Below are 18,841 nucleotides of genomic sequence, written 5' to 3' on the forward strand. Positions count from 1 at the left end.
TGGCCCACCCGCTGTAAAAGGAGAAACATGAATGCTTGACCCAATCTTGAGCCGTTGGCTCGATGTTCAAGCGCAGGCCCTGGACGTGGGCAGTTGCGATCCACAGGAAGTGCTGCCGCGGCTGGCAGAAGCCAATATTCTGAAAATCGGTGTACCCACCCAGTTGGGCGGCCTGGGCGGTGACGTGGCGGGTGCGGTCGAGGCCATCGCCAATGTAGCCAGCCATTCCCTGGCGGCGGCGTTTGTGTGCTGGGGCCAGCGCTCGTTTATCGAGTACTTGCTGCAGAGTCCCAATCAGCGTCTGCGCGAGCAACTGATGCCTGACCTGCTCAGCGGCAAGTTGGCTGGGGCCACCGGGCTGTCGAATGCGATGAAGTTTCTGTCGGGTATCGAGTCGTTGCAGATCAGCGCCGAGCCCAACGACCACGGTTGGACCCTCAACGGTCGCCTGCACTGGGTGACCAACTTGCGCAAGAATGGCTTTGTCGCTGCGGCGGCCATCGAGCATGCAGGGGGCGGCGCGCCATTTATCCTGGCGATTCCGGATTCGGTGGCCGGGTTGCAGCGCTCCCGCGACCTGGAGCTGCTCGGGCTGCAATCGAGCAACACCGCAGCGCTTGGCCTGGAAGGCGTGGAGCTGAGTCGCGAATGGTTGCTGCACGAGGATGCGCGCAAGTTTTTACCGGCGGTACGCCCGGCGTTTCTAGGCTTGCAGTGCGGCATGTCGATTGGTTTGGCGCGGCGTTCCCTGGCTGAAGTAGCCCACCATTTGGGCGCCAGTCGCACCGTGTTGCGCGACGAGTTGGAAGCCCTGCGCGTGACCCTGGATCATCTGGTCAGCGAGCTTAAAAGCGGGCTGTTGGCCGGGCGCTTTACCGCCGAGCCGATACCGCTGTTCAAGCTGCGTATCGCGCTGGCCGAAACCGCCGCCAGCGCTGTGCAGCTTGAACTGCAAGCCAGCGGTGGCAAGGCCTACCTGACCGCCCACGGCAGCGGCTTTGCCCGGCGCTGGCGGGAGTCGGCCTTTGTACCGATCGTAACGCCCAGCCTGGTGCAACTGCGTACCGAGCTACACCGCCAGGCCAATCTATGAGCCAGGCGGTATTGACGGCCCAGGGCATTTGCCTGGGGTATGGCAGCGGGCCGGTGTTGCAAGGCTTCGACTTGCACTTGCAACCGGGTGAAGTGGTGTCGATCCTGGGCCCGAGCGGCGTGGGCAAATCCAGCCTGCTGCGCGTGCTAGCCGGCTTGCAGGCACCTCAGGCTGGCCGCGTGCAGGTATTGGGCGAGCCGTTGAGCGGCCCGCATCCGCGCGTGGTGGTGGCTTTTCAAGACCCGAGCCTGTTGCCTTGGCTGACCCTGGAAAAAAACGTTGCCTTCGGCCTGGATTTCGCTCGCCAACCGCACTTGAGTGGTGAAGAACGCCGCCGTCGTGTTGACCACGCCATTGCAGCGGTGGGGCTGGAGCCTGCGCGTCAGCAGTTCCCGGCGCAATTGTCCGGTGGCATGGCACAGCGCACGGCACTGGCCCGCTGCCTGGCGCGTCAGCCACAAGTGTTACTGCTCGACGAGCCCTTCGGCGCGCTCGATGAAGTGACTCGCGCCGATATGCAGCACCTGTTGCTCAAGGTCAATCGTGAGCAAGGCTCGGCGGCCGTATTGATCACCCACGACATCGACGAAGCGCTGTTGCTGTCGGACCGCATCCTGCTACTGGGTAACCGCCCGGCGCGGACGTTGGGCGAGTGGGCTATCGACCTGCCGCACCCTCGGGAAGAGCAGGTCGAGGCCATTGGCGCGCTGCGTATCGAGATTTTGAAAACCTTACGGCAGGCGAGCCGCCCTCAACCCAACCCCCTTGAACAACAGGAGTTTACCCATGTGTCTGGATGACCTGACCCACTCGCGCCGTGACTTTCTCAAGCTCTCTGCCGTGCTCAGTGCCGCGGGCGCCTTGCCCCTGTTGAGCAGCCTGGAGGCGCGCGCCGCCAATGAGCCCGACGCGCCGGTCCGCATCGGCTACTTGCCCATCACTGACGCCACGCCACTGCTGGTTGCCCACAACAACGGCCTGTTCGAAGCCGAAGGCATCAAGGCCGAGCGCCCGGTGTTGTTGCGTAGCTGGGCCCAGGTGATCGAGGCGTTTATCTCCGGCCAGGTCAACGTGATACACCTGCTGTCGCCAATGACCGTATGGGCGCGCTACGGCAGTAAGGTCCCGGCCAAAGTCGTGGCATGGAACCATGTGGGCGGTTCGGGCTTGACCGTATCCCCAGGCATTACCGACGTGAAGCAACTGGGCGGTAAGTCGGTGGCGATTCCGTTCTGGTACTCGATCCATAACGTGGTGGTGCAGCAACTGTTCCGCGATAACGGCCTCACGCCGGTCACCCGTGCCACCGGCAGTTCGATTGCTGCCAATGAGGTCAACCTGATCGTGTTGCCGCCCTCGGACATGCCTCCGGCTTTGGCGAGCAAACGCATCGACGGCTACATCGTCGCCGAGCCGTTCAATGCCTTGGCAGAAAACCTCAAGGTCGGTCGCGTGCAACGCTTCACGGGTGACGTGTGGCGAAACCATGCCTGCTGCGTGGTGTTCATGCACGAGCACGACCTGGCCAACCGTCCGGAGTGGTCGCAGAAGGTGGTGAACGCCATCGTCAAGGCCCAGGTGTGGACCCGCGACAACCGTGAAGAGGCAGTGAAGCTGCTGTCCAAGGATGGCCCGAACCGTTACACGCCCCATGCCGAGCCGGTGTTGAGCAAAGTCCTGGCGCCGGCGGCCAGCGACCGCGCCTCCTACGTGGCCGACGGCGCGATCCAGCACGCCAACTGGGACGAGCACCGCATCGACTTCCAACCGTACCCGTTCCCCAGCTACACCGAAGAACTGGTGCGGCGCTTGAAGGACACCTTGATCGAAGGCGACAAGAAGTTTCTCGCAGGCCTGGACCCTGCCTTCGTGGCCAAGGACCTGGTGGACGACCGCTTCGTGCGCAACGCGATCGAAGCCGTGGGTGGCATGCAGACCTTCGGTTTGCCGGATGGTTATGAGCGGCACGAGGAGATCGGCGTTTGAACAACAGCAGAATCCCCGGCTGGTGGCTGGGGCTGATTGGCTTGGCGGGTTTGTTGGTGCTGTGGTGGCTGGGCGTGAACGTGTTCGGCGAGGCTGATGGCCTATCGGCGCGCTTTTCCCTGGAGGCCACCGCCAGCAGCTTGTGGGAATTGCTCGGGCGGGGTGAGTTGTACCTGCATATCGCCGTGAGCCTGAAGCGTATTTTCGTCGGGCTGTTTATCGCGTTGTTGGTAGGCGTACCCCTCGGGTTGCTGGTGGGCAGTTCGCGTAACCTAGAGGCGGCGACCACGCCGGCGTTCCAGTTTCTGCGGATGATTTCACCACTGTCCTGGATGCCGATCGTGGTGATGCTGATGGGTGTGGGCGATCAGCCTATCTACTTCCTTCTGGCCTTTGCCGCTGTCTGGCCGATCATGCTCAACACCGCAGCGGGCGTGCGTCAGCTCGACCCGCGCTGGTTGCAGTTGAGCAAGAGCTTGAGCGCGACGCGTTGGGAGACATTGCGTCGGGTGATCATTCCTGGCGTCGTCGGCCATGTGCTGACCGGCGTGCGCCTGGCCATCGGCATCCTGTGGATCGTACTGGTGCCCTGCGAAATGCTTGGGGTCAGTGCGGGACTGGGGTATTACATCCTCGATACGCGTGATCGCCTGGCGTATTCGGAGTTGATGGCGATGGTGGTGGTGATTGGGGTGCTGGGGTTTGCGCTGGATGCGTTAGCGCGTTGGTTGCACCAGCGGTGGGTGCATGGCGGCTGATGGGCTCGAACGTTGCCTGCGTGCTACGCAGGCAACTATTTAGCGTGTTATCAGGTTGCTGGCGAAAAGATTTGCAGATCTCCCGCCAGATCGTTGTCAGCGTTCAGGGTACCCAGCGGGCCCGGTTTGGCATCCGTGGAGTTCGTGCCGTAGCCCACCTTCATGCCTGTTCGTTCGTAAACACCGATGCCAATGCCTCCGGTCGCCTCAGCCAAGCCGGTGACGCCTTGAGTGGAGTTGATGTGCTGGCGGCCCACCAAGGCGATCACTTTACCCTTATGCTTGTGTTGTTCAATGACGCGTGCGGCGTAGTAGTTGAACTCTTTGAGTCTTTTCAGGTTTCGTTCGGTTTCGCTTAGCGTCGTGTAGGCCTTACGGTCATGCCGGTGGCGTGTCAGATAAAAGTGGTCAAGGGGCACGACTTCTATTCCGGCATCCTTGAATTTTCTGATCAGTGTCTGCAGATTGAATTGAGGGTGGGCGGGTCGCAAACCGTGGCCGGTATGGCCCATGCCATCGTCCTTGAGTAGTCCATTGTTGTCATAGACGACACCTTCAATGCCGACCACCTTTACATTTTTGCGCTTGAACAGGTCGATGCTTGCGTCAATTTCGCGGAACATGGCCAAATGCTGGTGACTCTCGCCGAATACCACCACGTCGGAATTGTCCAAGGCTTTTTCGATCAGGTCGGGCACTGTCTCGTAAGGTTTCGTTTCTGGAATTATGGGGCGATTTTGTGGGTTCAACGGGTCCAGTTTTTGATGGAAAGCTTCCATTTCTGCGTTGAACCGCTCTTGTGTCGGTTGCCTTCGGCTGGGTGTGAAGTGGCCTTCGTTGGGGGCGCCTTTAATATGTTTTACGTATTCGTCTTTGATGGCGTCCAGATGATCGGTTTTGTTTACGATCGTCGGCGTGTGTCCATTGATGTTCGGCGCTTTTGGGGTGGGTCTTTTGTAGGGTTGAAATCGCGTGTTTTGCCGAGCGTTCATGTGCCCCCGAGGGGAAAAGTCAGCATGGGGTGAGGGTGGCATCAGCGTATGTGCAGGATCAAAAGCTTGAGGCGCACCGTAAGCCTCCTGCTTATGCACATCGTAGGGGTACCATTTACCGTTGTGTTTGACGGCAGAGCCATGAACCCGCTGGTTGCCCACCTTGAAGGTCCCGGTTGCCGCTGCCTCGTAGCGGCTTGCGGCGCTGATCAGCGCTTCGTGGCTTGCGCTTCCCTTCAGGGATGGCACCGCACCAGCTATCGCTTCAACGCTTTCGTAAATGAATTTACCCGAGCCCTTTAGCAGATCACCCACGCCGTTTAACGGGTTCAACTCCTTGAGCAGGGCTGGCACCATGATTTTCGTTGCCTTGAGCGCCTTGCTCACTGCTGACCCAGCCGTACCCAGTACTTTTCCGAGTTTGGCCGCCAAGCCGATGCCGGCGGTGACCAAACCGAAAATATCCAGGGTGACGTCAGTGATCCCCTCGCCGTAGTTGCCGTCCATGAAATTGACGATTGCGGAACGGAAGGGAATAAGGTCGAGCAAAAACTCTTTGAAGTTCGTCAGCTTTTCATGATTACGCTCAAAGGTCGTGGTCCCCGCAGCGGCTTTCTTGATGGCGGGATTGTCCAGGTCCAACGCCTTGAGCACGGAGTCGGCGATATGGTGAGTGCGTGGGTTCAGGAACATATACGGCTGGGGTGCCGTGGAGGGCTGTTCGCGATCCAGCTTGCTTTCCTTCAAATCACCCAGGTCAAACCATGAAATCGGCACAGGGTTGGCCGGGATACTTGCGAGAATCGATTGCCCGCTGTCAACGATCTTGACGTTGTCTCTGTCCGGATAAAATGGCTCTTCCCTGATTATCTCGTTGGAGAACTTGACAGGGGCCGCCGGTGTTTTTCGGTTGCCCCGGCTTCGGATAACGCCGTTTACCGTATCGAACTCATAGGTGGTGGTTTGTCCATTTTTTTGCGCGGTGACCAGTACCGTAGGGCTGGTGTGAAACAAGGTGTCACCTTCGAAAGGGATCATGCCCACCTTGTAACTTTTTTCTTGAAAATAATTGAGCTTGCCCTGGGTCAAGTTTTTTCTGTCTTCGGGCAGCAGGTTGCTGAGCGCGTTGAGGAGAGCTGTTTTTTTAACGGTCTTATGATTGTCCAAGGCGGTAGAAAAGGCATCCTCAAACGCTCGTTGAATATTGAATGGCGCGCTGTGGGTGAAGGCAATAACGGCATCAAGGTCCACGCCGGTATTTTCTTTCGTGAGTACCCAGCGACCCTCCATGACCCGTTCTTCCATGACGATTTCCACCAGTGAGCGCGGCGCGCTGGGCGTATCGCCATTGTATCTGGAGAACATCTTGAGCTCGAAGTCCATGCCGGGGCCGAATGTCTTCACGAGCAGGTCCAGCGCCATGTGTTTACGGCTTGGAAAACTCCCACCGATGAGCGATGAGGCTTCTATCAGCGTATCGAGTTGTGCTTTGAACAGCGCCTGGGCTTTTTCCAGGTCGGCTGGCTGATACAGGGCATCGTCTTTCGCTGGAAGAATGTCATTGGCCACAGCCCAATCCAACATCACTGCGGCTTGCGCAGAGGCGGGCACGGCGCCAGCAGTGTCGGCGGTGATCATCACTTCGGCATAAGACAGGGCGGCCACGCGGCCTGGAGTCTTGGCTTCAATGGCGGCTACTGCAATGCAAAGGTTCGCCCACGCGGCGCTGCCGTAAACTACCGAATCAGGAATGTCCTTGACCAGCAATTGCGGCGCAGTGCGTCTGAGTAACAGATGTGCGGCCGCGCCAGCGAGCTCAGGGGATTCGCGCCCCGTGTCAATCAAGTGTTGGCGCAGGCTGTTGGTGATAGTCGAAAGCGGTTTGCCCCAATGACTTTTCTGCGCCAGGTCGAAACCCGCCACATGGTTTCGCACAGGCGCCGTCAACGACTCGGGGTCCAGCATCAATTGGATCGCCGCCAGGGCATAGTCGTTTGCGCTGGTGTCGGTGGCGATACCATTCATTTTGGTTTGCATGGCTTGGCCGAGAGCCTGGCCATCCTTGGAGCTGATCAGGGTTTCGAGCACCTTGACCGGGTCCGCCAGTGCCTGCTCGGAGAAACTCAGGTTTCTACCCAGATGTTCCAGTACGCCGCGCTTGGGATTCCCCTGCGGTAAGTCGGGATCGCTGTTGGCATGTTCGACGGCGGCCGTGCGCAGCGTGTCTTGTTGGCTGACATCCAAGGGGATCGGCCAGGACAGGCCCCCTGCGAAGTTGCCCAAGGGGTGTTGCTGTGCGCGTGCTTTTGCGCTTTGCGCCAAGGCCAGCAAGTCGACCACGGTCTTGGGCAATGGCACGCCGTTTTCAAGCAGGAAGGCTTCGAGGCTTACGGACATGCCAGGTGTCCGTATGTAGGCTTGGTAATGGGCTGAGTCTGGCGCGATATTCATCGGCGTATTTTTCAGCAGGGCCGACACCTCACGTTCTGTTGGGCTTTGCGGCAAGGCCTGGGCAGACTCGTTGAGTTTTTGCGCAAGGTATCGCCAGTTTTTCTGATCACCCAGGCGTTGATCCAATACCTGGCGCGCGTCGATGCTGTTCGCGCGCTCGTCCAGCCATTGCGCACGCGCCAACAGGGCGCTGTTGCCGTCGAAATGCGGTCCCAGGTCGGCAGCCTCAGGCAGGCCCGTCTCAGTCAGAAGATGCCCCCACGGGTCGACAAGCGTCGGCTCAACGTTGTTCGACTCATACAACGCTTGCAGTGCGTTACTCACCTGATGCCGCTGGCGCTCCAGCAACTGCGGCACGCCTGTGGCAATGACGTCGCCGGTCACTGGGGAGAGGTCCTGGCTCAAGTGGTTTTTCCAGTCATCCTTCAAGCCGTTTTGAACCTCCACCGGCAAACTCTGCAGTAGCTGCGCTGCGGCTTCGGGGTCGTCATTAATGCGTTGACGCAAGGTCGCAAGTGCCTTGGCCGGGCTGTCGAAGGTTTCGTAGCCATCGCGAGGTGTGTAGAGCACCGTCAGGCCTTGCTGTTGGCCAGGAAGTAAGGTGCGGTCTGTCTGTGCGCTACTGAATGGGCGTGTCGCCGACGATCCATCGCTGCTGGTGATCAGGAAGGCCCCTGCCAGCAGGCTTCCCTCTGGGCTTGGGGTATCCAATTTGAGCGGGTAGACACCGGGCCTTTCGCCATCCCTCATCGCGCTTTCCCGAGCCTGCAGGGTTGGATACTCAAGCGCCTTGTCGATCAATGATTTGGCGGCGGGCGTTAACGCACCGTCTTCCACGCCCAAGGCGGCGAGGGTGGACAGCATCTCTCGGTGGATACTGAGCAATTCGTTCTGGGGTGACTCGGGGTTGGGTTCGCCCGTGCGTGGCTCGGTCCAGAATCGGGAAAGGCTCAGGGGCAGTTCTTTTTCGATGGTTTGTGCAATCGAAAGGAGGGTGTCGCGAGCGTGCAATTGCTGGCTGCTTTCGCTTGGCGAGGCGCTGGTGTAGAAGCCGACTTCCGTGCTGGCAGTACTGGTCGAGGCCTGGGCGCCGGGAGGTGCCTTGAGCTGGCGCAGTGCGTTGAACAGGGCTTCGGTGATGCTCTGCACCGAGATTAATGTGCGTTGGCCGTGTTCATCAGTGTGATAGCGATGCACATACAGTGACGAGGCGTCTACAGGCGGTGTAGTACCGAAGCTGCGATTCAATTGCTGCTCGATAACACTGCTGAGCGTCGGCTGGCGCAGCAGCAGTGCCTGGATGTCCTGGTTGAGTTGTTGGTATTGATTGAGCAACAAGCGTTGATCAGTTATTTGAAGGCCCTTGATCAGGTCAGAACGAATCGCACTGACCGGCGTGATCGCATCCACGTCCGGAACGGCTATCGTCTGGACCGTCCCTGGCATCGGACGGGTGTGGGCAGGAGCGGCGATTTCATCGCTGGAGACGTTTCGGCGCAGGCGATGGTGGGCGATACCTGAAATCAAGTGAGTTATTCCAATGGCATTGGCCCACGCGTCCTGATGATAATCCGAGGGATGATTCTTCCTTGTTTGGGCCTCGAATGATTGGGATGAGAGCGTCGGAAGGTTCCGAAGGCGCCCGGGGAAATGTTATTAACGAATATGTAACGCGTCGGTGCAGCAACACGGGGAAAGTGGGCTTGCTGCACACAGTGAGCACGCAGGGGCAGCTCGTTAGGGCGGAGTACTCCCGAGGGGATCAGCGACGTTCGTAAACTCGGCCGCCATCATCGTGGCGATCATGCCAGCCACCGCCGCGCGGGAAGAAGAAACAACCGCCCAGGCTCAGCATGATCATCAAGGGAACCAGCAGGATGAGTCGTCGAAGCATTTCACAATTCTCCAAGGGGCTTCAAAGGTCTGTCAGGCGTAGGACAAGCCAAATCTGTTCATCGCCTGTAACATAAGACCCCGCCGACGCCGTGCCATCCCCGTAGTTGGGTATGTGCTTGGCATGCGCGGCGATACACAGTGGATACATCCTTCAGGTCCAGGAATTCGTCATGACCCAAAAGCAACGCTTGAAATACTCGCTTCTGATTGCCCTGGCTGTACTGGGCGCGATGTTCGGCCTGTCTTATCTGCAGAACACTGGCGTGATCAGCGAGAAAACCTTCCAGTACCTGGCCATCGCGATCGCCGTGGTCGTCGTGGTGATCAACGGCATCATGCGCCGCAAGGTCAAGCCTAACTTCTGACGCGTGTCAGTCAGGCACGACCTTCGAGTACCTTGGCAGCCTCTTCATGGAGGCTGTAGCTCTTGTCGGCGTTCAGGGTGATCACACCCTCGCTGCACAGACGCTTGAGTACCTCGCGCACGCTGAGAAACGACAACGGAATGCCCAGCTCCAGCAGGTGGCTGTGCACGCCGCGTACCCCGAGGGTGCGCTGGTTGGCGGCAGCGGTGAGGAGGGCGTCGATGACCTTCAGTCGAATCAGGCTGGTGCGCAAACCGAAACACTTGAGTAAGTGGCGTATGCGCTGGTTGCCTTGCTGTTCGGGCGCGTTGCCGAACGCCTGTGTATCGTTGCCAAAGTGAGTATCGGTGGCCTTTGAATGTCCATCCGTGGGCACTTGCGGGTTATACATGCAAAAACTCCTTTTCTTTTCAGAGCCTGATCAGGAAAAGATGGTGCTCTTGAGTAATAAGACGAACGAGTGAGGCAAATCATGAAACGATGAATGTAGAAAATTTGTCGGTATCAGATTTGTCACCTTTCAAGCGCTGACGATATACAGCCTTGTGCGGCTAAATTATTCCGGTCGATTTGCGTTCTTACGGTGGGGTAACCATCCCTTGTGAGGGTGTTCAATTTGACTGTGGAGTCGGCGTGATTATTTCCTACGGGTTGTCCAGAGTGGGCGTGGCAGGGCTGTTGCTGGGGTTGAGCCTGGCCGTATCGGCACGGGAACAGGTAACGCAGGCGTCGGTGGATATCCGGCGTACCAGTTATGGCGTGCCGCATATTCGCGCCTTTGACGAGCGTGGCCTGGGGGTGGGTATGGGGTACGCCTATGCCCAGGACAACCTGTGCTTGCTGGCCAATGAAGTGGTCACGGTCAATGGCGAGCGCGCCAAGTTTTTCGGGCCGGACCAAGCGACCCTGCAAGAGCGCAACAACCTCGCCAGCGATGTGTTCTTCAATTGGTTGAATACCCCCGAGGCCGTGGCGGCATTCTGGAAAGCGCAGACCCCGCAGATGCAACAGCGCCTCGAAGGGTACGTGGCCGGCTACAACCGTTACCTCAAGGAGCAGGGCGCACCCGCGCATTGCCAGGCCGCGTGGGTACGGCCCTTGGTAGTGCAAGACCTGGTCAAGTTGACCCGCAGGCTATTGGTGGAAGGGGGCGTCGGCCAATTCGCCGAAGCCCTGGTCGGGGCAACACCACCCCAAGCCACCGCCGATGTCCAATCCGACGCCAAAGGCTTTGCACTGGCCGCGGCCAACCAGCAACGCTTCACGCTGGACCGAGGCAGCAATGCCGTCGCCGTGGGCCGTGACCGCTCATTCAATGGCCGTGGCATGCTGCTGGCCAACCCGCATTTTCCTTGGCTGGGCGGCATGCGTTTTTACCAGATGCACCTGACCATCCCTGGCCAGCTGGATGTGATGGGCGCCGCATTGCCAGGGCTGCCCGTGGTGAACATCGGTTTCAACCAGCATGTGGCGTGGACCCACACCGTCGACACCTCCAAACACTTCACCCTGTACCGCTTGACCCTCGACCCCAAGGACGCCACCCGTTATCTGCTGGACGGCAAGTCCATCCCACTGGAAAAAACGGCCGTAACAGTCCAGGTCAAGCAAGCTGACGGCAGCCTCAAGGCCGTGTCCCACAACGTCTACAGTTCGCAGTTCGGCCCCGTGGTGCAATGGCCGGGCAAGCTCGACTGGGACAGCCACTACGCCTTCAGCCTGCGCGACGCCAACCTGGGCAACGACCGGGTGCTGCAACAGTGGTACGCCATGAACCGCGCCAGCAGCCTCAAGGAACTGCAAAGCTCGGTGCATACCCTGCAAGGCATCCCCTGGGTCAACACCCTGGCCGCCGATGACCAGGGCCAGAGCCTGTACATGAACCTGTCGGTGGTGCCCAACGTCAGCGCCGCTAAACTGGCAACATGCAGCGACCCACGGGCCGGCCTGCAAATGATCATGCTTGACGGCGCCCACAGCGCCTGCGCCTGGGATATCGACCCGCGCGCGGCCCAGCCCGGTATCTTTCCGGCCGACCAGTTGCCCCAACTGCAACGCACTGACTACGTGCAGCACTCCAATGATTCTGCCTGGATGGCCAACCCCAAGGCGCCGCTGAGAGGCTTCTCGCCGGTGATCAGCCAGGACAACATCGGCCTCGGCCCGCGCGCGCGCTTCGCGCTCCAGCGCCTGCAAACCCTTGAGCAGCAGCCGATCACCGTCACTGATCTGCAAGACATGGTCATGGACAACGAGGTGTACCTGGCGGGCCAAGTCATGCCCGACCTGCTGGCGTTCTGCGCCAAAAACCTCGGGGCCGATGCCGCTGCACTGCAACCGCTGTGCACCAGCCTGAAAAACTGGGACCAGCGCGCCAACCTCGACAGCGGCGTGGGCCTAGTGCACTTCATTAACCTGATGCAACACCTGCAGCAAATCCCCGATGCCTGGCGCGTGGCCTTCGACCCGGCCCATCCACTGACCACCCCAAGCGGCCTCGCCATTGACCGCGCCCCTGTCGCCAAGGCCCTGCTGGAAGCCATGCTGGCCTCCAGCGCTGAGGTCAGCAAACTGGGGCAGACCCGCTGGGGCGATATCCAAGTCTCCGGCCAAACCCCCATCCACGGCGGCCCGCAAGAAGTGGGCATCTACAACGCCATGCAAACCGTGCCCCGCGCCGACGGCAAACGCGAAGTCGTCAGCGGCACCAGCTACCTGCAAATCGTCAGCTTCGACGACAAAGGCCCCAACGCAGTCGGCGTCCTGGCATTCTCCGAGTCCAGCAACCCGGCGTCCGCTTATTCAAAGGACCAGACCCAAGCCTTCTCCGAGAAAAAACTGCACCCGTTGCCCTTCACCGAAGCCCAGATCAAGGCCGACCCGCACTACCAAATCCAAACAGTGAAGGAGTAGGGCAGACGCGCAACCCCTTGATGCCAAGGCAGAATATTTTTTGAAATCAAGGGGTTGCAGGCCTAGGCAAATGAGTACATAATGGCGCCCATCGAACGCAATGAAGCATTAAAAACTTCAATGTATTCAATGGTTTAGAGTAGAGGCAGGCATCACGTAGCCCACTCAAGTTTGTATGCGGTGAATGTCAGCAACAAGGGCATTGATCGTTTGAGGCCGAGTAGCAAAATGGTTATGCAGCGGATTGCAAATCCGCCTACGCCGGTTCGATTCCGACCTCGGCCTCCACTCTTAGAAACCCCGTAGATTAGCGTCTACGGGGTTTTTTAATGCCTGCGATTTAGTCATCGCTTCCGCAATTTTCCGGATCGCTTGCGTAACCCTGCCTTTTTTCAGCAAATTTGAGACGCCGTTAAACGTGGGCTCACCTCATCCGAAACATAGAGTTCTAAGCGAACTTGACCCATCCCTCTTACGGATGATATGCCGGTACCCGGGTTGCCGTCGATAGGATCTGCTCTATGACCTACCTGTCTTCGTTGCTGCTCGAAATCCCCGGCGTGGACCACGGTTTCGAGACTTCGGGAAATTTAACGCTGCCGGAAGGAACACTTTACTGTGCTCAGGTTCACGGTACGCACATCGTCGATGCTGACGGGAAAGGACGAGATGAACGTCCTGTCGCCGATGCACTATTCTCAAGAGGAGTCCAGGGTGCGATAGCGGTCATTACTGCCGATTGCTTGCCTGTTCTGGTTGCTTCGGTTGATCAACCACTTGTAGCGGCAATCCACGCCGGATGGCAGGGTTTGAAAGCAGGTATTCTCGGTCATTCAATCGGCCGGCTAGAGAAAGAAGGTGCTTCTCTTGCGGGATTGAGAATAGCGATAGGCCCATCTATCGGCCCCTGTTGTTATGAGGTGAGCAGGAAGTTTGTCGAAGGTATTGAACATGTCGACAGCCATCTTTGGCAAAACGATTCTGCGCCGTGGACCCCCTATCGCGTGCCACCGGCGAGTGTGCCTTGGGTCGAACCTGAGATCACACATAATGAAGCCTGGTTTGATCTACGAAAATATGCGCTGCGCCACTTGGTGGCGAGCGGTGTGAGTATTGAACAGATTCAGGTGCTCGAACATTGTACTTATTGCCACAGCGCTGATCTGGGCAGCTATCGGCGGCGGAGCCATCAAGTCGAGCCTAAATCCTTCCAGTATTCCTGGATAACGTTCTCGGAATCCGGTTCATTGAATGGCGATTTCAGTCGTTCACAATAGGCAAAAATCGTCCATGGGCGGCGACTCGAACACATCACCTAACCGGCTGTTTTGTAGGACGACGCAGTCACCGATGTTCCGCTGCCAACATTGATCTGAATTGAGAAGTGGTCTCGCAAGATAGCCCGGCAGCTTCGAACACTGCGCAGGTGAAGCTAACGGGTGCAGGGCCTGGAGCAGTTATGATGCGGTCTGCAACCACAGCCACTGGACTGCTTCGATAAAGCGTGCCCCCCTTATAACCCACGGCATTCTGTTGCAGGAAGTCAGCGCTGTTCGATGTATGAGGAACGGTGTCGAGAAGGCTGGCCCTGGCGAGTGCCAGCGTTCCTCCACAGATACCGGCAATTGTCGCTCCACTTGAACGACTAGCATGAAGAAACGCTCGAATATCGGGTGCTTCTGCACGCTCCCAGACCATTCCTCCAATCACGGCTACAACGTCCGGCTTCCAGTCCAGACATTGTTGCAAACTGCTATCGACCGTTACCGCCAATCCACCCTGCGAGCGAAATTGCCCCGTAGCAGAAGCGAAAAACCTGACGTCGATCCCGTAATACGGAGACGCAGTTCCAGCAATGAAAGCGTATTCCCAGTCCGAAAAACCGGGTGTCAGTATCAATCCCACGCGTGGCATCAGTCAGAATCCTCCATGAATGCCAATAACATAGGGCGACAACACACATACATCAAGGGCAGCCGTGGGTTGATAACGGCGCGTCATGCGTGAAACTGATCGAAGCAAATGATGTCCGATTGCTATCGGCCAAGGAAGAGGTCCGCCAAGCGCGCATTGGGTCTACGCTCAGTAAGGCCTCAAGCGACCTCCTCATGCCGGTTTAGCCGCGCGCTTATCCTGCCAGCGCAAGATAACGCCCGCACTCATCAAAGCTGACAGAGTGACCCATGAAACAAAAAATTCTTCTTGTAGCCGTGTGTGCTGCACTCATCCAAGGCTGTGCCGCCCCTTCCAAAAGCCATGAAGAATCACCTTCGATGCCAACTACCTCAGCCGCTATAGCCCAGCCAACCTTATCTGCTTACGACTGGAACCTGGTCTCGACAACGGATGCGTCGGGCATGCCTCTCGTGGCGATGAACAAAGGCATCGAGCGCAAGTTGCGCGTTGCCTTCGGTGACAAGAACCTGAGCATCAGCGGTGGCTGCAATCGTCAGTTCGGCGGCTATCAGTATCAGGACGGGGTTCTGAAGGTTCAGCCACTGGCCTCTACGCTGATGGCGTGTGACAAGAGCTTGATGGACCTTGACGCCCAGGTAGGGCGGCTGTTCAAGGGCGATCTTCGCGCTGTGATCACCGGCGATAACAGGGCGCCGATGCTGCAACTGACGACAGCGGACGGCTCGGTGCTCAAGTTGCAAGGCGAGGCCACCCCGCAGACCCGCTACGGTAGCGAGGGTGAAGTCAAGTTTCTGGAAGTGGCGGCCAAGACGGTCAAGTGCAGCCATCCTTTGATCCCGAACTATCAATGCCTGCAAGTGCGCGAGCGCCGCTATGACGACGCGGGCCTGCAACTGGCGACCCAAGACACCTGGCACCCGCTGTACCAGCCTATCGAAGGCTTTGTGCATCATGACGGCGTGCGCACTGTGCTGCGGGTCAAGCAGTACGAATGGAAGAATCCGCCAGCGGATGCGCCTTCGACGGTCTACGTGTTGGATATGGTGGTCGAGCAGGACGCTTCTGGCAGCAAGTAAGCGAACACAAACCCCGTAGATCAGCGTCTACGGGGTTTTTTATTGGTGCGCCAGGCATGGCGCGTTGCGCGCAAGCGCAACCAGCTTGGCTGTGGTGGCCACGCTGGTGACTGGGAGGTGAAAGTCCTCTACACACCCGGCAAGGGGAAGTGTTAGCCAGAGGCAAGGGTGTCGCGGGTGACTGCGAATCTGAAGGAAGCCCGAGGCAAAATGCTGGCCTGACGAACAGGAAGCGGATAGAGGCGGCGCAGCGGGGTAAGAAGGCCAAAATCTTCAAAGCCCAATACTTGCACGGAACGCTGTGACGTAGATCCGACAGGCATAAGCAGGAAGGTCGCGCGAATTACCCTGGGAGATCTGCACGTTTGCCAGTGTGCTACCGAGCGTCGAGAGGCGATGGGATGAGCGTGCAGAAGTCAGCCGAAGCCGTAGTAAGTGGCGAATAACCGCGCCACCAAGGGCCGAACAGGTTATGCCGCCAGTAGGCGTCAGAGTCTCGTTGAATACCGAAATGCAGAAATTTCTCCAAGAGAAGACTGTGACTCCGAGTCCCGGACAGAATCCGAGGATGACGGCTGACAGCGCAAAGGTATCGACGGCATCTGTGACGTGGACGAACGCGGAGCCGGACACGCTGATGGCGCGGGTGCTTGCACCGGCCAACCTCAGACGTGCGTATCAGCGCGTGGTCAGCAACAAGGGCGCGCCGGGTGCCGATGGCATGACGGTCGACGACTTGGCGGACTACGTGAATCAGTATTGGCCGATCCTCCAGAGGAGGTTGCTGGCCGGCGAATACCACCCGCAAGGTGTACGCGCCGTCGACATCCCCAAACCCAAAGGCGGCACCCGACAACTGGGCATTCCCTGCGTCGTGGATCGCCTGATCCAACAGGCACTGCTGCAACAGCTCACGCCGATCTTCGACCCGCTGTTTTCGGATTACAGCTACGGCTTCCGTCCGGGCAGAAGCGCCCACCAAGCCATCGAGACAGCCCGCGCCCATGTGGCGGCAGGGCATCGCTGGTGCGTGGAACTCGATCTTGAGAAATTCTTTGACCGGGTCAACCACGATCTCCTGATGGCGTACGTGGCGCGCCAAATCGTAGATAAACGCGTGCTCAGACTGATCCGGCGGTACCTCCAAGCCGGTGAGATGTCGGGTGGGATCGCCAGCCGACGGCAGGAAGGGACGCCGCAAGGCGGCCCGCTCTCGCCGTTGCTGTCGAACATCCTGCTCAACGAACTCGACCGCGAGCTGGAACGGCGGGGTCATCGCTTCGTGCGTTATGCCGACGATGCGAACATCTATGTGCGCAGCCCTCGTGCTGGCGAACGAGTGATGGCCAGTGTTGAGCGCTTCCTGAATCAGCGCCTGAAACTAACGCTGAATCGGGATAAGAGCCGAGTAGCCGGGTCTTGGATGTGTGATTACTTGGGTTACGGGATGAGCTGGCATCAGCAACCGAGACTGAGAGTGGCGACGATGAGCCTGGGTCGCTTGCGCGACCGGCTCAGAGAGCTGCTACGTAAAGCGCGGGGCCACAAGGTGGCGACTGTCATCGAGCGGATAAACCCCGTGCTGCGCGGATGGGCGGGCTACTTCAAGCTGAGCCAGAGCAGACGGCCACTTGAGGAATTGGACGGCTGGGTGCGTCACAAGCTTCGCTGTATCGTCTGGCGTCAATGGAAGCGGCCCTCTACGAGGGCGCGCAACTTGATACGCTTGGGACTTAATGCGGCGCGGGCGTGGAAATCGGCAGTCAATGGCCGAGGCCCATGGTGGAACTCGGGAGCGCCCCATATGAATCAGGCGTTGCCGAAGAAGCTGTGGGACCGCCTCGGGCTGGTCTCGATACTGGATACGATAAACCGACTTAACCGTATAACCTGAACCGCCGTATACGGAACCGTACGTACGGTGGTGTGAGAGGACGGCGGATGTGAATCCGCCTCCTACTCGATCCTGTGATTTATACGTGTTTTCGACGAGTGACATGTCTAGATCAAGGGTTCTGGGCCGATCAGGGGTTGTCACGTGCGGATTTGCCGACTACCCTTAAAATGTTTGAATTATTACAAACAATTTCGGTGTGGCTGTTTTTTAGGTCATACGGCTTCAGGACGAGGAACGAAAAATGTTTTCACATGAAGGTACCGCACTAGAGCTGTTGGTCTTGGTTTTTGGCGTCACTGGGGTGTTGTTGGTCGCCTGGTTTATTCACCATCAATACGAGCTCAGGTCGCGCAAGCATGTAAAAAAACAACATGCCTCTGACCAGCAGCGTGAAGCTCAAAGCCGCTAACCGTCCCTTCACCTGTGCCAGCCTTTACGGCTGGCTTCAGAATCCGACTTTCAATGGCCTGCAAGGTTTTCCCGAGCCCACTGCTCGGCAGTGGTGACCGGAATCGACTGTTGCTCGTTGAAGGTGGCCGCCTTAGGCCAGGCCACACCCTTGCCTTGTGCGAATACGGCACGGTACTTCTTGATGTGGTGTGTGGGGTCTTGCTCCAGTGCCTGCATGAGATAGTCAACCGTCCACACGTTGCGTTTGAACGGGCGATCCAGAACACGCTCCAGCATGCTCGCAACCTGCCCATACGTCACGGTGTCGCCGGCCAGGTAGACAATCTGATTGCGCAGGCGGGGTTCGAAGAACACGATGTGTGCTGTCAGCGTACCGATGTCGTCCGGTGTGGTGAGCGTCACGCTGTTCTCCAGACTGCCCAGGGCGTTGACTGTGTTGTTGTCGAAGTCGACGACCTCGAACACCGGCTCGAACAGGAAGCTGGTGAACATGCCTGTCGAGATGATGACCCATTCAGTGTTGTGCTGGGCGCGCAGCAACTCGCGCACATCGAGCTGGGCATCGAACAGATCCTGGGGGCTGCCCCGACCAATTACTTCGAAATCCACGCCGAACTGCCAGGGGAAGTAGCGATTCACGCCGGACTTGAGCGCGGCGGTCGCCAGCTTCATCGGGGTTTCTCGGCCCGCGACCATGCCTGCGCAGCCGATCACGGTATCGAAGCGTGCGAAGACCTTGGCAAGTTGATCGATTGAGTCGTTCACCAAGTCTGCGGCGACCATCTGGATGCCCAGGCTGCGCAGCTCGTCGACCTCTGCCTTTTTTTCGGGCATTTGCGTGTTGATGGTCGATTCCCTGAGCAGCACGCTAATAGTGGAACCGGGCGCGCGTTTGGCCTCACGCGCCAGGTTGCGCAAAACCGGCAGGCCGAGTTCGCCGGCGCCTAGAACGAGGATCGATTGAGAGGGAAGTGGGGGCATTTCAGGCATGATTTCTCCGCAGACCTGTTGGCGATAAGATGAGCCCATGCTGGCACGATTCGGCAGCGCTCATAAGAAGGCACACGTGTGATACCAGGGGTAGAA

At 58.5% G+C, this 18,841-nt stretch carries 15 protein-coding genes and 1 tRNA gene; 11 read left to right on the forward strand and 5 right to left on the reverse strand.

The window, feature by feature from the left end:
• Positions 1-31: 31 nt before the first annotated feature.
• The 4 genes from RHM69_RS03490 to RHM69_RS03505 are packed head-to-tail and all read left to right on the forward strand — an operon-like array spanning position 32 to position 3,837.
• Entirely contained in the window at positions 32-1,093 is a 1,062-nt protein-coding gene (locus tag RHM69_RS03490; protein ID WP_014718596.1) for an acyl-CoA dehydrogenase family protein, read from the forward strand.
• Complete coding sequence (locus tag RHM69_RS03495; RefSeq protein WP_014718595.1) at positions 1,090-1,893, forward strand: ABC transporter ATP-binding protein; 804 nt, start codon at positions 1,090-1,092, stop codon at positions 1,891-1,893. Before RHM69_RS03490 ends, RHM69_RS03495 begins: the two co-directional genes overlap by 4 nt.
• Entirely contained in the window at positions 1,880-3,079 is a 1,200-nt protein-coding gene (locus RHM69_RS03500) for an ABC transporter substrate-binding protein (protein WP_060767719.1), read from the forward strand. Before RHM69_RS03495 ends, RHM69_RS03500 begins: the two co-directional genes overlap by 14 nt.
• Complete coding sequence (locus tag RHM69_RS03505; RefSeq protein ID WP_032902405.1) at positions 3,076-3,837, forward strand: ABC transporter permease; 762 nt, start codon at positions 3,076-3,078, stop codon at positions 3,835-3,837. The genes RHM69_RS03500 and RHM69_RS03505 overlap by 4 nt, the downstream gene beginning before the upstream one ends.
• Before the next feature lie 50 nt (positions 3,838-3,887).
• On the opposite strand, the gene RHM69_RS03510 is transcribed toward RHM69_RS03505, so the two are convergent.
• Together RHM69_RS03510 and RHM69_RS03515 are read right to left on the reverse strand one after the other, a co-directional pair.
• Positions 3,888-8,807, reverse strand: coding sequence for a membrane-targeted effector domain-containing toxin (locus RHM69_RS03510; protein WP_200599716.1), 4,920 nt, complete (start codon positions 8,805-8,807; stop codon positions 3,888-3,890).
• 235 nt (positions 8,808-9,042) lie between these two features.
• Positions 9,043-9,174 (reverse strand): hypothetical protein, encoded by a 132-nt coding sequence (locus RHM69_RS03515; RefSeq protein WP_019817128.1) that lies wholly within the window; start codon positions 9,172-9,174, stop codon positions 9,043-9,045.
• A 172-nt stretch (positions 9,175-9,346) separates the two neighbouring features.
• Between RHM69_RS03515 and RHM69_RS03520 the strand changes: the two genes are divergently transcribed.
• Positions 9,347-9,541, forward strand: a complete 195-nt coding sequence (locus tag RHM69_RS03520; protein WP_014718591.1) for a hypothetical protein — start codon at positions 9,347-9,349, stop codon at positions 9,539-9,541.
• A 10-nt stretch (positions 9,542-9,551) separates the two neighbouring features.
• Here the strand turns inward: RHM69_RS03520 and RHM69_RS03525 are convergent, their stop codons facing one another.
• On the reverse strand, positions 9,552-9,932 hold the full coding sequence (locus RHM69_RS03525; protein WP_019817127.1) for a hypothetical protein: 381 nt from the start codon (positions 9,930-9,932) through the stop codon (positions 9,552-9,554).
• Positions 9,933-10,174: 242 nt separating this feature from the next.
• Between RHM69_RS03525 and RHM69_RS03530 the strand changes: the two genes are divergently transcribed.
• The 3 genes from RHM69_RS03530 to pgeF all read left to right on the forward strand — a co-directional run bounded on the left by RHM69_RS03530 (position 10,175) and on the right by pgeF (position 13,731).
• A complete protein-coding gene (locus RHM69_RS03530) occupies positions 10,175-12,454 on the forward strand; it encodes an acylase (protein WP_200599714.1) in 2,280 nt (759 codons plus the stop codon).
• A 214-nt stretch (positions 12,455-12,668) separates the two neighbouring features.
• Positions 12,669-12,742, forward strand: a tRNA-Cys gene (locus RHM69_RS03535).
• 233 nt (positions 12,743-12,975) lie between these two features.
• Positions 12,976-13,731, forward strand: a complete 756-nt coding sequence (gene pgeF / locus RHM69_RS03540) for a peptidoglycan editing factor PgeF (protein ID WP_073452387.1) — start codon at positions 12,976-12,978, stop codon at positions 13,729-13,731.
• Between the two features lie 67 nt (positions 13,732-13,798).
• Here the strand turns inward: pgeF and RHM69_RS03545 are convergent, their stop codons facing one another.
• Positions 13,799-14,368, reverse strand: coding sequence for a DJ-1/PfpI family protein (locus RHM69_RS03545; protein WP_019817124.1), 570 nt, complete (start codon positions 14,366-14,368; stop codon positions 13,799-13,801).
• A gap of 359 nt (positions 14,369-14,727) precedes the next feature.
• Here RHM69_RS03545 and RHM69_RS03550 point away from each other — a divergent pair, with 359 nt between their 5' ends.
• From RHM69_RS03550 to RHM69_RS03560, 3 genes are all read left to right on the forward strand, one after another.
• Positions 14,728-15,447 carry an META and DUF4377 domain-containing protein gene (locus RHM69_RS03550; RefSeq protein WP_234452053.1) on the forward strand — a complete coding sequence of 240 codons (720 nt, stop codon included), beginning with the start codon at positions 14,728-14,730 and terminating at the stop codon, positions 15,445-15,447.
• A 472-nt stretch (positions 15,448-15,919) separates the two neighbouring features.
• A complete protein-coding gene (gene ltrA, locus RHM69_RS03555) occupies positions 15,920-17,341 on the forward strand; it encodes a group II intron reverse transcriptase/maturase (protein WP_011805433.1) in 1,422 nt (473 codons plus the stop codon).
• A 244-nt stretch (positions 17,342-17,585) separates the two neighbouring features.
• Complete coding sequence (locus RHM69_RS03560) at positions 17,586-17,753, forward strand: hypothetical protein (RefSeq protein WP_014718586.1); 168 nt, start codon at positions 17,586-17,588, stop codon at positions 17,751-17,753.
• Between the two features lie 50 nt (positions 17,754-17,803).
• Here RHM69_RS03560 and RHM69_RS03565 read toward each other — a convergent pair whose 3' ends face one another.
• Positions 17,804-18,745 carry an aromatic alcohol reductase gene (locus tag RHM69_RS03565; protein ID WP_014718585.1) on the reverse strand — a complete coding sequence of 314 codons (942 nt, stop codon included), beginning with the start codon at positions 18,743-18,745 and terminating at the stop codon, positions 17,804-17,806.
• Positions 18,746-18,841 lie beyond the last annotated feature (96 nt).

This window comes from Pseudomonas sp. CCI1.1, assembly GCF_034348165.1.
GTDB lineage: Bacteria > Pseudomonadota > Gammaproteobacteria > Pseudomonadales > Pseudomonadaceae > Aquipseudomonas > Aquipseudomonas paracarnis.